13 protein-coding genes and 2 tRNA genes are annotated in these 14,177 nt (G+C 52.3%); 11 read left to right on the top strand and 4 right to left on the bottom strand.

Annotated features, from left to right (window positions below; translation table 11 throughout):
* The first annotated feature begins 14 nt into the window (after positions 1–14).
* From ACZ52Z_RS14555 to glpK, 9 genes are all read left to right on the top strand, one after another.
* On the top strand, positions 15–770 hold the full coding sequence (locus tag ACZ52Z_RS14555) for a DeoR/GlpR family DNA-binding transcription regulator (RefSeq protein ID WP_464267498.1): 756 nt from the start codon (positions 15–17) through the stop codon (positions 768–770).
* 123 nt (positions 771–893) lie between these two features.
* The gene (gene glpD, locus ACZ52Z_RS14550; RefSeq protein WP_464267497.1) at positions 894–2,471 is read left to right on the top strand and encodes a glycerol-3-phosphate dehydrogenase; all 1,578 of its coding nucleotides are present in this window, start codon (positions 894–896) and stop codon (positions 2,469–2,471) included.
* A gap of 56 nt (positions 2,472–2,527) precedes the next feature.
* Entirely contained in the window at positions 2,528–3,613 is a 1,086-nt protein-coding gene (locus ACZ52Z_RS14545; RefSeq protein ID WP_464267496.1) for an ABC transporter ATP-binding protein, read from the top strand.
* A gap of 16 nt (positions 3,614–3,629) precedes the next feature.
* On the top strand, positions 3,630–4,718 hold the full coding sequence (locus ACZ52Z_RS14540; RefSeq protein WP_464267495.1) for an ABC transporter ATP-binding protein: 1,089 nt from the start codon (positions 3,630–3,632) through the stop codon (positions 4,716–4,718).
* Positions 4,718–5,596: a carbohydrate ABC transporter permease gene (locus ACZ52Z_RS14535; RefSeq protein ID WP_464270800.1), complete on the top strand. Its 879-nt coding sequence runs from the start codon at positions 4,718–4,720 to the stop codon at positions 5,594–5,596. The genes ACZ52Z_RS14540 and ACZ52Z_RS14535 overlap by 1 nt, the downstream gene beginning before the upstream one ends.
* A 2-nt stretch (positions 5,597–5,598) precedes the next feature.
* The gene (locus tag ACZ52Z_RS14530) at positions 5,599–6,396 is read left to right on the top strand and encodes a carbohydrate ABC transporter permease (RefSeq protein ID WP_464267494.1); all 798 of its coding nucleotides are present in this window, start codon (positions 5,599–5,601) and stop codon (positions 6,394–6,396) included.
* Between the two features lie 13 nt (positions 6,397–6,409).
* Entirely contained in the window at positions 6,410–6,691 is a 282-nt protein-coding gene (locus ACZ52Z_RS14525; RefSeq protein ID WP_464267493.1) for a DUF2160 domain-containing protein, read from the top strand.
* A gap of 113 nt (positions 6,692–6,804) precedes the next feature.
* Entirely contained in the window at positions 6,805–8,487 is a 1,683-nt protein-coding gene (locus tag ACZ52Z_RS14520; protein WP_464270799.1) for an ABC transporter substrate-binding protein, read from the top strand.
* Between the two features lie 138 nt (positions 8,488–8,625).
* Complete coding sequence (glpK, locus tag ACZ52Z_RS14515) at positions 8,626–10,113, top strand: glycerol kinase GlpK (RefSeq protein ID WP_464267492.1); 1,488 nt, start codon at positions 8,626–8,628, stop codon at positions 10,111–10,113.
* Between the two features lie 63 nt (positions 10,114–10,176).
* Here the strand turns inward: glpK and ACZ52Z_RS14510 are convergent, their stop codons facing one another.
* From ACZ52Z_RS14510 to ACZ52Z_RS14500, 3 genes are all read right to left on the bottom strand, one after another.
* Entirely contained in the window at positions 10,177–10,860 is a 684-nt protein-coding gene (locus ACZ52Z_RS14510; protein ID WP_464267491.1) for an XTP/dITP diphosphatase, read from the bottom strand.
* Positions 10,861–10,923: 63 nt separating this feature from the next.
* Positions 10,924–11,505 carry an epoxyqueuosine reductase QueH gene (locus ACZ52Z_RS14505; protein WP_464267490.1) on the bottom strand — a complete coding sequence of 194 codons (582 nt, stop codon included), beginning with the start codon at positions 11,503–11,505 and terminating at the stop codon, positions 10,924–10,926.
* The gene (locus ACZ52Z_RS14500) at positions 11,505–13,076 is read right to left on the bottom strand and encodes a sigma-54-dependent Fis family transcriptional regulator (RefSeq protein WP_464267489.1); all 1,572 of its coding nucleotides are present in this window, start codon (positions 13,074–13,076) and stop codon (positions 11,505–11,507) included. Before ACZ52Z_RS14500 ends, ACZ52Z_RS14505 begins: the two co-directional genes overlap by 1 nt.
* 63 nt (positions 13,077–13,139) lie before the next feature.
* Here ACZ52Z_RS14500 and ACZ52Z_RS14495 point away from each other — a divergent pair.
* Together ACZ52Z_RS14495 and ACZ52Z_RS14490 are read left to right on the top strand one after the other, a co-directional pair.
* Positions 13,140–13,225 (top strand) — tRNA-Ser (locus tag ACZ52Z_RS14495).
* Between the two features lie 20 nt (positions 13,226–13,245).
* Positions 13,246–13,338 (top strand) — tRNA-Ser (locus ACZ52Z_RS14490).
* 181 nt (positions 13,339–13,519) lie between these two features.
* Here the strand turns inward: ACZ52Z_RS14490 and ACZ52Z_RS14485 are convergent.
* Positions 13,520–14,176 (bottom strand): pimeloyl-ACP methyl esterase BioG family protein, encoded by a 657-nt coding sequence (locus tag ACZ52Z_RS14485; RefSeq protein WP_464267488.1) that lies wholly within the window; start codon positions 14,174–14,176, stop codon positions 13,520–13,522.
* Position 14,177: the final 1 nt, after the last annotated feature.

The following is a 14,177-nucleotide window of genomic DNA, read 5'->3' as shown; positions in this document are numbered from 1 at the left end:
CTCTCCTCCTCTCCATGTTGACTTCCCGTCAAAAAGCCATTCTTGCCAAAGCCAGGGACCTCGGTCGAGTAAGTGTCGATGAGTTGGCCCTGGAATTTGAGGTTTCTCCACAGACCATACGGAAAAACATTAACGAACTGTGCAGCAGGCAACTTCTTCAGCGGGTTCATGGCGGGGCTATCATTGGTTCGGGAGTGGAGAATGTCAGTTATGAGGCACGCCGGCTTCTTGCTCCTGCTGCCAAACTGGCCATAGGAAAAAGAGCGGCCCAGCTTATTCCCAATAATTGTTCTCTCCTCATCAATATCGGTACAACCACCGAGCAGGTGGCTCATGCTCTGACTGACCATCATGGCCTGATGGTTATTTCCAACAACATCAATGCCTATGAAATACTCAAGCATGCCAAAGGGATTGAGCTGATCATATCCGGAGGTTTGGTCAGGTTGTCTGACGGCGGTCTGGTAGGCGAGGCAGCCGTTGATTTTATCAACCAGTTTAAAGCCGACTATGCCGTTATCGGTGTCTCTGCTATCGATGAGGACGGTTCTCTGCTTGACTATGATTACCGCGAAGTTCGGGTGGCCAAAGCCATCATACACAATGCCAGGCATGTGATTCTGGTCGCAGACCATCTGAAATTTTCCCGAACCGCTTCGGTCCGTCTGGGCCACATTTCCCATATCAATACTCTGGTCACCGATATACCCCTGCCTGAACGATTGGCAGCCATGTGCAAGGCTCATCAGGTAGCTGTTGAACTGACCTGAGCCTCAGCATCTTTTCCGCACCCCGGCCACACCATTGCTGCCACACAACTGTTCATTTTGTTCGGCTGGCTATTTCACTTGAAGGTGTTTGTGTTTTCGTTTACGGTGCCTTTATCGATAAAAATGAAACATACGAACATCTATTGCGAACATGCAATCCCGGAAGAAGGGGGAGTGGTTGTGGCTGAAGCTATCTATGATCTGGCGATAATCGGTGGAGGCATCAATGGATGCGGTATCGCCCGCGATGCCGCGGGAAGGGGACTTTCCGTGCTCGTTTGTGAGCAGGATGACCTGGCCAGTGGGACCTCTTCTGCAAGTACGAAACTGATTCATGGCGGCCTTCGTTACCTGGAGTACTACGAATTTCGGCTTGTACGGGAGGCTTTGAAGGAAAGGGAAGTGCTTCTCCGGGCTGCTCCGCACATCATCTGGCCACTCCGGTTTATTCTGCCGCATCATCAGGGGCTGCGTTCAGCCTGGTTGATCAGACTCGGCCTGTTTCTCTATGACAATCTCGGTGGCAGGGAAATGCTGCCAGGCACAACCAGTGTCAACCTGCGAACCGATGAAGCAGGAAAGCCGCTCAAAGATAAATTCACCAAGGGGTTCGAGTATTCCGACTGCTGGGTGATGGACAGTAGGCTGGTGGTGCTCAATGCCATGGACGCCAAAGCGCATGGTGCGGAAATTCGGGTGCGGACCAGGTGTGAGGGAGCAACGCGTGACGGACAACACTGGAATCTGCGGCTCAAAAATAGTGGAACCGGCAAGGAGAGCGTTGTCAAAGCACGGGTTGTGGTGAACGCTACCGGGCCCTGGCTGAATACCTTCCTTGACCACGTGGATCATGAAGCGACCAAAGAAAGCATCCGTATGGTGAAGGGTAGCCATTTAATCATCCGGAAACTCTTTGCCCATGATCGATCCTATATTTTTCAAAATGCCGATGGCCGAATAATTTTTGCCATACCCTATGAACGGGATTTTACTCTTATCGGGACTACAGACGTCGACTATACAGGTGACCCCGGAAAAGTCGCCATCACCGAGGAGGAAATAGTCTACCTGTGCAATGCGGCGAGCGAATATTTCAGCCACGCCATTACCCCGGATGATGTTGTCCATACTTATTCCGGAATTCGCCCCCTGTTTGACGATGGAGCTTCAGACGCCAAGGCGGCAACCAGGGATTATATTCTCAAGCTCGATGACGCCGCCGGTACCAGGGCTCCTCTGCTCTCTATATATGGTGGTAAAATAACAACCTATAGAAAACTTGCAGAATCGGTGATCGAAAAGCTGAAACCCTATCTACCCCAAACCGCTCTCCACCCGTGGACCGAAAAGGCCTCGCTCCCTGGAGGCGAGTTTGCCCCGCAAAATTTTGACCGGGAAGTGGAAACATTACGCACAACATTTCCCTTTCTTGAGCAGCCACTTGCCTATCGGCTTATGCGCACCTATGGGAAAAATGCTGAAAAACTCCTTAAAGACTCGAAAGAAATAGAGAATCTTGGTAGATGTTTTGGAGCGAACCTCTTTGAAAAGGAAGTACGCTACCTGATGGATTATGAGTGGGCGCAAACAGCGGCAGATGTTCTTTGGCGTCGTACCAACATGGGCCTGTTTCTTAGCGAAAAGGAAGCTGCCTTCCTTGATCAATGGATGCAGGAACAAGAGGACCTGCGGGTGAAATAACTCTTATGATTCTACCGCGCCAATAGGTGTGATGGCCACAGTTGAAGGAGAGGTTGATGCAGCTTGAGCTAAAGAACGTTTCAAAAAAGGTCGGACGGGAAATGCATCTGAGCGATATTTCTCTCTGCCTTGACGCCGGGACCCTCAATATTCTCCTTGGTCCCACCCTTTCCGGGAAGACAAGTCTTATGCGGCTGATGGCCGGCCTGGATAAGCCGACCTCCGGGGAAATTCTGCAGGATGGAAAAGATGTCATCGCCGTGCCTGTCCAGCAGCGCAACGTGGCCATGGTATATCAGCAATTCATCAACTATCCCAACCTCTCGGTGTATGAAAATATAGCCTCACCGTTACGCATAGCCGGTATACCCAAAGCGGAACGTGAGCAAAAGGTTGACCAGGTCGCGGCATTGCTGAAGCTTTCCGACATGCTTGATCGCTCCCCCCACGAACTCTCCGGAGGACAGCAGCAGCGAACAGCGCTGGCTCGTGCGCTGGCAAAAGGAGCGGATCTGGTTCTTCTTGATGAACCGCTGGCAAACCTGGATTACAAGCTAAGAGAAGAACTTCGGGAAGAGTTGCCGAAAATTTTTGCTGAAACCGGTTCGATCTTTGTGTATGCAACCACGGAACCATCCGAAGCCCTGCTGCTGGGTGGAAAAACAGCTACCCTGCACCAGGGGACGATCACCCAATTCGATACCACGGTCGATGTGTACCGTCGTCCCAATACCCTCCTCACCGCCCAGACCTTTTCCGATCCTCCACTCAACGTCCTCTCTGTGGAAAAGCGAGGCACGGAGTTCCGGTGTAACGATCAGTTTACCATCCCCTTTGCCGACCAACAACTGGTCGATCTTCCTGACGGGGCCTATACCATTGCCATCCGACCCCACCACCTTACCCTTGAGGGGCAAGATGAAGATGCCGTGCCGATAGAAGCCATGGTGGCCATTACCGAGATCACCGGATCAGAGAGCTACATTCATGTCGATATCGAGAGGGAAAGATGGGTTGTCTTGACCCATGGTATTCATGCGTTTGCTATGGATGAAAAAATACAGATCTACCTTCATCCTGACAACCTGTATGTGTTTCGTGAGGATCATACCTTAGCCGTTAAGCCCAAAATATACACTTAGGCGCTCTGGAGTCTTTATGGCCACCATAACCCTCGAAAATATTGCCCACTCGTATACCGGTGAATCGGAAAATCCGGAAGATTTCGCCTTAAAAAGGCTTAACCTGACGTGGAAAAATGGCGGCGCCTATGCCCTGCTCGGTCCTTCAGGATGTGGCAAAACCACCTTATTGAACATTATTTCTGGTCTGTTGGTCCCAACACGGGGACGAGTGATATTCGGGGATCAAGATGTTACCCGTCTGCGGACAGAACAGCGAAATATTGCTCAGATTTTCCAGTTTCCGGTTATTTACGATACAATGACCGTTTTTGAAAACCTGGCCTTTCCGTTGAAGAATCGAGGAAGAACAAAAAAGGAAATAGAACCTCGAGTCAAAGAGTTGGCTGCTATGCTCGGGCTGGAAAAAGACCTCTACAGCAAGGCCAGCAATCTGACAGCCGACGCCAAGCAGAAAATATCCCTCGGCAGAGGCCTTATACGGCAAAGTGTCAATGCGATTTTGTTCGATGAACCGTTGACGGTTATCGACCCGTTGCTGAAATGGCAGTTGCGTTCTCAACTCAAGCATCTGCATAAGCAGTTCAATTTTACCATGATCTATGTCACCCATGATCAAACCGAGGCGCTGACTTTTGCCGATGAAGTAGTGGTGATCTACGAAGGAAACGTAGTCCAGGTCGGAACACCGGAGGCCCTGTTCGAGCGCCCGGAACATACTTTTGTCGGGTATTTCATCGGTTCTCCTGGGATGAATATCATTCCTTGCCAGGTGCAGGGGCGGGTTGCCTCTGTGGGAAAAAACGAGATTCCCCTTGCCCATGATTACGGAGCGTTTGATTCAGGAGCAAAAATAGACCTGGGGCTGCGACCCGAACATGTAAGGCTTGCTCCCGAAGAGGAGGGAGGTTTGCCGGTAACCATTCGCCGCATTGACGACGTGGGGCGTCACAAGGTGGCCAGGGTTATGTTGGGAGAAACCCTCCTGAATGTGATTGTTGCCGAACAGAGCGGTTTCACTGGAGACAAGGGAAGCCTGATTTTTGATCCTGAGCGGATAAACATTTATCACAACGAACAGTTGGTTCCAGGAGCAACAGCATGATTGAAAAACAGAAGAATCAGAAGGCATGGTTCATGGTTCTGCCGGTATTTTTGATCGTCGCCTTCAGTGCCGTTATTCCTTTGATGACGGTTGTCAATTATTCGGTACAGGACACCTTTGGCAATAATGCATTTTTCTGGGCAGGCATGGAATGGTTCCGGGAATTGCTGTCCTCCGAGCGTTTTCGTGACTCTTTCCTTCGTCAGCTGCTGTTTTCCGGAATCATTCTCGCTATAGAGATTCCATTGGGAATAATCATTGCCCTGGCAATGCCGCGAAAAGGGTGGGGTGTTCCGGTCTGTCTGGTTACGATGGCGCTGCCGCTGCTTATTCCCTGGAATGTGGTAGGAACAATCTGGCAAATTTTTGGCCGGGTCGATATAGGACTGCTCGGCCACACCCTGGCGTCCATGGGCGTAAATTACAACTATGTGCTTAATCCCATTGCTGCCTGGATAACGGTCATTGTTATGGATATCTGGCACTGGACCAGCCTGGTGGTGTTACTCTGCTATGCTGGATTATGCTCCATACCCGAGGCCTATTACCAGGCTGCCAAGATCGACGGAGCCAGTCGCTGGGCAGTTTTCCGCTACATCCAACTGCCCAAGATGCACCGGGTGCTGCTCATCGCGATCCTGCTGCGTTTTATGGACAGTTTTATGATCTATACCGAACCATTTGTGGTTACCGGCGGGGGGCCAGGGAACTCAACAACTTTTCTTTCCATCGATCTGGTAAAATTGGCTATAGGTCAATTTGATTTGGGACCAGCGGCGGCTATGTCGCTTGTATACTTTCTTGTCATCCTGCTCTTATCCTGGGTGTTTTACACAGTGATGAGTAATGTCGGCCAGCAATCCAAGGAGGAAAAGTAGGCATGCGCGCAAAATGGCTTGTTCCTGTTCTCTACATTATTTTTCTTCTTCTGCCGATTTACTGGCTGGTTAACATGAGCCTCAAGACCAACGAGGAGATTCTTTCGGTTTTCAGCCTGTGGCCACAGGACCTCACTTTTGATAACTACAAAGTTATCTTTACCGATGCTTCATGGTACTCTGGTTACATCAATTCCATGATCTATGTGACCATCAATGTGCTTATCTCTGTTACCTTTGCTCTGCCTGCCGCGTATGCCTTTTCCCGCTACTCCTTTGTCGGCGACAAGCACCTGTTTTTCTGGCTGCTGACCAATAGAATGGCACCGCCCGCCGTGTTTGCGCTGCCTTTTTTTCAACTCTACAGCTCCATCGGGCTGTTCGACACCCATATTGCCGTGGCCCTGGCCCACTGTCTCTTCAACCTGCCGCTGGCAGTGTGGATTTTAGAGGGCTTTATGTCTGGTGTGCCCAAGGAAATCGATGAAACCGCTTTTATCGATGGCTACTCCTGGCCCAGGTTTTTTCTGCGCATTTTCATACCCAACATCGCTTCGGGGATTGGAGTAACGGCTTTCTTTTGTTTCATGTTTTCCTGGGTGGAACTCCTCCTCGCCCGGACACTGACATCGGTCAATGCCAAACCTATCTCTGCCACCATGACACGGACGGTCTCGGCATCGGGGCTAGATTGGGGTGTGCTCGCAGCTGCCGGTGTGCTGACCATTATTCCCGGGGCGCTGGTTATCTGGTTTGTCAGAAATCATATCGCAAAGGGTTTTGCCCTTGGCCGGGTATAAGGAGGCATATATCATGGATTTGAGCTGGATGGCATGGACACCGCAAACGGCGGCGTTTTTTCTCATTATCCTCTGTCTGCTGATCGGGATGACAATCTGGGAAATCCTTCAGCCTGGCGGTAGTCCGCGGGTTGGGATACTGCGCTTTGAAACCACCCGCGGAGATCGCCTGTTCATCTCGCTGCTTGGATCAGCCTATATTCATATCTTCTGGATTCTCTTTACCGGGCTGCCGCTCTGGTGGGCCCTGGGAATATCTTGCATATACGCACTGTGCGTATTTAGGTGGGTGTAACTCCTTTACACCTTTTTTGCTTCAACAGGGGGAGAACGTTGAAGCGTACCGTTGTTAACCGGAGGAGGTATTCGATGATCAAGAGACTGGCAACAACCGCAGCCCTCGCAACCATGTTGAGCTTTCCAGCGCTTGCTGGTGCAGGAGTTGACGAGGCAAAGAAATGGGTGGCCGAAGAATTTCAACCATCGACCCTGTCGCAACAGGATCAGATGAGTGAAATGGAGTGGTTTATCAAAGCGGCCGAACCTTTTCAGGGAATGGAAATCAACGTTGTCTCGGAAACCATTACGACCCACGAATACGAGGCCAAGGTACTGGCCAAGGCCTTTACCGAGATAACCGGCATCAAGGTTACCCATGATCTCATCGGAGAGGGGGATGTGATTGAAAAATTGCAGACCCAGATGCAGTCGGGAAAAAACATTTATGATGCCTACATTAACGATTCCGACCTGATCGGGACCCATTTCCGTTACCAGCAGGCGGTGCCCCTCACCGACTGGATGCAGGGCGAAGGCAAGGATGTGACCAATCCTATGCTTGATATCGATGATTTTATCGGGAAGAGCTTTACCACCGGTCCTGACGGTAAATTGTACCAGATTCCGGATCAGCAGTTCGCCAACCTGTATTGGTTTCGCTACGATTGGTTCACCGATCCTGAGCTGAAAGCCAAATTCAAGGCCGAGTACGGCTATGACCTGGGGGTACCGGTTAACTGGTCGGCATATGAGGATATTGCTGAATTTTTTACCTTCAAGGTCAAAGAGATAGACGGTAAACGCGTATACGGCCATATGGATTACGGCAAAAAAGACCCGTCCCTTGGCTGGCGTTTCACCGATGCTTGGCTGTCCATGGCCGGAGCTGGCGATAAGGGTATCCCCAACGGGTTGCCGGTCGACGAATGGGGTATCCGGGTGGAAGGCTGTAACCCGGCCGGTTCCTCTGTTGAACGTGGTGGAGCGACGAACGGCCCGGCAGCGGTCTATGCCCTCACCAAGTATATTGACTGGCTGAAGAAGTATGCTCCGCCTGAAGCGGCTGGAATGACCTTCTCCGAAGCAGGTCCTGTGCCTTCCCAAGGGGCGGTGGCCCAGCAGATTTTCTGGTATACGGCCTTTACCGCTGATATGGCAAAACCTGGAACTCCAGTGGTAGACGAGAATGATAATCCCAAATGGCGTATGGCGCCTTCTCCCCATGGTCCATACTGGGAAGAGGGAATGAAGCTCGGATACCAGGATGCCGGATCCTGGACTATGCTCAAGTCCACCCCGGTGGAACGCCGGAAGGCAGCCTGGCTGTATGCCCAGTTCGTTATCTCCAAGACCGTGAGCCTGAAGAAGACCCACGTCGGTCTCACACCGATTCGAGAGAGCGATATCTGGCATCAGTCCTTTACCGATCGTGCGCCAAAACTGGGCGGGCTGGTTGAATTCTACCGCAGCCCGGCTCGGGTCCAATGGACGCCTACAGGAACCAATGTCCCTGACTATCCCAAGCTTGCTCAGTTGTGGTGGCAGAACGTAGCCGACGCTGTAACCGGCGCCAAGACCCCGCAGGCAGCCATGGACTCCCTTGCCGAGCAGCAGGATAAGGTCCTTGCTCGTTTGCAAAGGGCCGGGGTACAGGGAGAGTGCGGACCCAAGCTCAATGAGAAGAAGGATCCGCAGCACTGGTTGAGCCAGCCTGGTTCGCCTAAGGCCAAGCTCGATAACGAGAAACCTCAAGGGATGACCATTGACTATGACGAACTGGTGAAAAGCTGGGCTGCTGCAGCGAAAAACTAGCTGCTGACTGCCGTTGCTTTCACCGGGCGACATGTCACCGGGTGCGGACGGACGGGCTGCCTAAGCGGTCTGTCCGTCCGCTGTTAAAGGACCTTTGCGCAGGTTACTCCTATTATTCTTTCACCTGTTGAGGGGAATATGTCCGCTTATGTGCTGGCCATTGACCAGGGAACAACCTCGAGTCGGGCCATAGTATTCAATCAGGCTTTTGAGATAGTGGCTGTTGCCCAGCAAGAATTTACCCAGTTTTTTCCCCACTCAGGTTGGGTGGAGCATGATCCAGAAGAAATCTGGGAAACTTCGCTGAGCACCAGTCGGCAAGCCATACAACAGGCCGGTATCTCCGCCGCGCAAGTGGCTGCCGTGGGTATTACCAACCAACGGGAGACGACTATTCTCTGGGACCGAAAGACCGGGACGCCGGTCCATCGAGCCATAGTCTGGCAGGATCGGCGAACAGCCGATTTTTGCGCGTCGCTGGTGGCGGATGGATATGATGACATGGTTACCGACAAGACCGGGCTGCTTATCGATCCCTATTTTTCCGGGACAAAGGTTCGTTGGATTCTTGACAACGTTGAAGGAGCAAGGGAGAAGGCTGATGCCGGCGAGTTGGCGTTTGGAACGGTTGACAGCTTCTTATTATGGCGCTTGACCGGAGGCCGCGTCCACGCCACGGATGCCACCAATGCCGCACGAACCATGCTCTATAATATTCACGAGAACCACTGGGACGACGATCTGCTTGAGCTGCTGCAGATACCGGCTTCCCTGTTGCCTTCGGTGCAGGACTGTTCTGCTGATTTCGGTTCAACCGTGCCGGAACTCTTGGGGGCTTCGATACCGGTATGCGGTATTGCCGGTGACCAGCAGGCGGCTCTGGTCGGGCAGGCGTGTTTTACGCCGGGGATGTTGAAATCAACCTATGGCACTGGCTGCTTTGCCGTGCTCAACACCGGGACCAAAGCTGTCCGTTCCGCTAATAAGCTATTGACCACTATAGGCTACCGGTTGGGGGGCGTAACAACGTACGCCCTTGAAGGCTCAATCTTTGTAGCCGGTGCTGCAGTCCAGTGGATGCGTGATGCCATGGGCCTGATCGAAGAGGCCTCGGCCAGCGGCGCCTTAGCACGCGCAGCAGACCAAAATCAGGATATCTATCTGGTGCCTGCTTTTACCGGGTTGGGAGCCCCGCATTGGGATGCAGAGGCAAGGGGAGCAATATTCGGCATTACCCGGGGAACGGGACCGGCCGAGCTTTCAAGGGCTGCGCTGGAATCCGTCTGCTACCAGACCAGGGATCTGCTGGACGCCATGCAGCGGGACTGGGAGCAGGAACAACAACCGATCCTGCGGGTGGATGGCGGAATGGTCGCCTCTAATTTTACCATGCAGGCATTGGCGGATATTCTCAATGCGCCGGTGGATCGTCCCGTTGTGCTGGAGACGACCGCCCTTGGTGCAGCCTACCTGGCCGGTCTCTACAAAGAGGTCTATCCCTCGCCGGAACAGTTTTCCACCACCTGGAGACTTGACCGCCGCTTTACCCCCCAAATGGATGAGGCAGTTCGGGAGAGAAAATACGCTGGCTGGAAAGATGCGGTCCGGAGGACGCTTACCCGATAAATTCTGCCCCTCCCCCATGAAAGGGGAAGGGGGGGCAGAGCTGAAGCAAGCCTGTTGATCAGATCAGCACATTCGATCTTCTGACCAGTCGTTGTGCTCAAACTCCGAGTGATCGGGTTTGGGTGGTTTGATTTCCTCCATCCGTTGTCGAAGCCATACCTGAACCTTGTCGATTTCAGTGGCGAACTCAGCTAATGCCTTGCCTCTGTGACTCACCTTGCTTTTTTCTTCCATGGAGACCTCAGCAAAGGTCTTCCTGAATGGAGGGTAAAAGAAGACGGGATCGTACCCGAACCCGGATTCACCCCGACGCTCAGTGAGGATTTCCCCATCACACCGGCCTTCCCAAGTGAGAGCTGGCCCTTTGGGGGTTGCCAAGGAAAGGACACAGAGGAAGTACGCCGTTCGATCCTCCTTACCCTCCATCTCCTGCAGAAGTTTATTACAGTTATCGCGGTCAGTGGCATGCTCACCGGCATACCTGGCCGAATAAACTCCGGGCCGCCCATCCAGGGCGCTGACGACCAGGCCGGAATCATCGGCCAGGCAGGGTAGACCAAGCATTTTTGCATAGTGCAGTGCTTTTTTATAAGCATTGTCATCAAAGGTTGCCCCATCCTCGACCGGCTCAGGCATAGGGCCGAAATCTTTGATGGTTTTCACCGTAATCGGTGTATCGTTGAGTAGTGCCTCTATTTCTTTGGCTTTATTTTTATTTCCGGTTGCCAATACAATGATGTTGTCCATGATGTGCTCCGCCGTATATGGCCTGGTCTATGTCTGTGGTTGGAATTTCTGGAAAGCGTCGGTTCAGGAACCGGACGAGTTTTTCTGCAAGGCTGCTGCCCGCTGCTTTTTCCGGAGTTTTTTATCATACCTTTCCTGCTCACTGTAAATACAGCCGCAATAAGGTTGTCGATAGAGGTCCAGGGCTATGGACTTGTCAATGCCCTCCTGCCAGCCGCTGCGAAAATCCCGGTACAAAAAATCAACACCGTACGCCTGCCCGAACTGTTCGCCTTGAGCGATCAGGAGCTGATGGTTCTGGTAACGCGAATAGAGCAGGGTGGTGGTGTAGGCTTTTGCGCCAACTTGGGCAGCCTGCAGGGCTGCCTGCTCGAGCCGCATGGCATAGCATAGACCGCATCGATCAGTCTCATGAAAGACGACCTTGCGAAGGAACTCGGTCAGGCCATAGCTGGTATCGATATCCACCTCAAGCCCGGCTGATGCAGCATAAGCGCGCAGAGCAGCCGTTCGTCGCTTGAATTCCCGGTAGGGATGAATATTGGGATTATGAAAGTACCCCAGGACATTATGGCCTTCTCGCCGTAACTGTTCCACCGGATAGATTGCGCAAGGGCCGCAGCAGATATGCAGGAGAATGTCCATTACTTAACCTTGAACTGCTTGGGATCAATTCCGTAATTGTGAATCTTGTAGTTGATGATTCGCAGGCTGGTATCCAAGCTTTTTGCAGCCCGTGTCTGGTTGCCGTTATGTTTCTTCAGCGCATCAACGATAAGTTCTCTTTCAAAATTTTCAACGGCTGTAGCCAGAGAAAGAGGGGTGTCCGAGTGGACCGATTCCGATGACTGCAGGGTGGGAGGGAGGTGAATCGATTGAACCGTTGACCCGTCACAGATGAGGACCGCCCGTTCAATGCAGTTCTGCAGTTCACGGACGTTACCCGGCCAGTGGTACTGCATCAGCAGGTCAATGGCAGCAGTGGATATACGTTGAATCTGTTTACTGTTTTCCCGTGCATATTTTTCAAGAAAATACTCGGCCAGCAACAGAACGTCGGTGCGTCGTTTGCGCAGCGGCGGAAGATAGATGGGAAAGACATTGAGGCGATAGTAGAGGTCTTCTCGGAAGTCGCCCTCCTGGACCGCCTTTTCCAGGTCCCTGTTGGTGGCTGCCACCAGCCGGATATCGGTTTTGAGTACTTTGGTGGACCCCAATCGCTGGAAAGTCCGTTCCTGGATGACGTTCAGCAGCTTGACCTGGACATTGAGGCTGATCTCTCCTATTTCGTCCAGGAAAAGTGTTCCCCCCCTGGCTAATTCGAACCGGCCTTTCTTGGTCTCTGTGGCCCCGGTGAATGCCCCCTTTTCATGACCAAAAAGCTCGCTTTCGAGCAGGGTTTCGGGAAGTGCCGAGCAGTTCACGACGATAAAAGGACCGTTGGTCCGGCTGGAGTTATGGTGCAGCGCCTTGGCCACCAGGGTTTTTCCGGTGCCTGATTCTCCACGGAGCAGTACCGTGGCATTGGAATCAGCGACTCGTTGCACCATATCGTAGACTTCCTGCATCCGCGAGGAGTTGCCGACGATCTCTTCCACCTTGTTTTTGGCCGACAATTCCCGTTTGAGACGGGTGTTTTCCTGGCGCAGGGCTTCTTGTTCCTCATTGACTCGCTGGATGCGTTCCACCGTTTGCGCGATCAGGCCACTGGTGATGATCAGAAAACGGATATCCTGTTCGGAACGCGTGCCAAATTCCTCCTCATAGACCCGGTCGATGGAGAGGGCACCGATGGACTGGTTGCCGGTCAGGATGGGAACACAGAGAAAAGAACTTTTCTTTTTTGTCTCATCTCCGCGGCTGCGGGTGCGGTTGAGAAAATCAGGCTCGTCACCTATCTGCGGAACGATGATGGGCTCACCGGTGGCAACCACCTTGCCGGTGATACCCTCTCCCAGTTTGTAGCGGCCCCGTTTCCTCGCTTCAGCGGTAATCCCGTGGGCAACCTCTATCTCCAGTTCACCGGTAGAGGGGTTGACGATGGAAACCGTACCGTTATCCATCCCCTTGACCTCTGCCAGGGTCCGCATCACGTTTTCCAGACAATCCTGAAGGTTTGAGGCTGATGCAAGGTGGCGGGTTATTTGGTACAGACAGGTCAGGTTTTGGATTTCGTGATCGTGCTGAAAAGAATATTGATTATTTTCCTGATTCATCGTATGCAACAAGTATGAGAGTGTTGACAGTGTCTCTTTGAAATGGTATTTACTCCATCGTTCGGAGGGATGGCCGAGTGGTTTAAGGCGGCGGTCTTGAAAACCGTTGTACGAAAGTACCGTGGGTTCGAATCCTACTCCCTCCGCCAGTATACATACAACATGTTCAGGAGAGATGACCGAGCTGGCCGATGGTGCTCGCCTGCTAAGCGAGTGTGGGGGTTATACTCCACCGAGGGTTCGAATCCCTCTCTCTCCGCCAACATTGCATGCCGACTGGTTACCCGCCAGTCGGCCTTTTTTTTGCCCATTTTCCTGCACGCCGGGTTCCCTGGTCAAACGGTCCTTACTCCTAGCACATATGCGTGAACTCGACAATTATAAATATAACTATTTTGTAATATTTTGCAGGTGGTATTGCACTTTGGTAAGAAACGGTGCAATCAGTTGGGGAGGAGTGCAGACCATCCGGAAAGGTCGAAAAATGGAAAATGAGGGAATTTGCGCACTGTGCTCTTCTTTTTTCCCCAGGCACGGAGCTGATTTTTCAGGGGAAAAACCCGGTCCCGGCTGGTAACGATTTTTGCAGTATAGATATCGGCAGCCGTACCATGGGTCTGGTAATGGTACTTGAAGGCCGCCAGTTCCGCTGCAAGGTTACCCGCATCGCGCAAGGGGCGATGGGTAAAAAAACGTTGTTCCTGCTCCCTGTCAGTGAACATGGAGCAGAGAAAGTCATCGAGCCTTTTCCGGGAAAAAGCGCGAAGAATAGCATTGTAACTCTCTGGAGGAATGCCTTTGATTTCGTCAATGGGATCCAGGGTGCCACCGATGGCTGTACGGGTGAGGAAGCGTTCCTGCTGCTCGCCGACAAGGTGACCGGCCACCCAAACACCCATTGACCAGGCAACCAGGTGACACGCTCTGTACTCCTCGACCTGCTTGAGAAAAGAGGTGCTCAACTGGTTGTAATCATACACCATCAGAATGTCATAGCCGTCGTTGGGGATAGAGACAAAAGGTGTCCTGTCCATTCCCCATCCGGCAAAGAAAAGGATGCAGGCAGGTGCGCCGCTTCTGTGCAGCCAGCTGGAGTGCATA

The sequence above is a fragment of the Desulfogranum aggregans genome (assembly GCF_055398265.1).
Note: the sequence above shows the minus strand (reverse complement) of the source record. Positions and strands in the feature narration are given on the sequence as shown.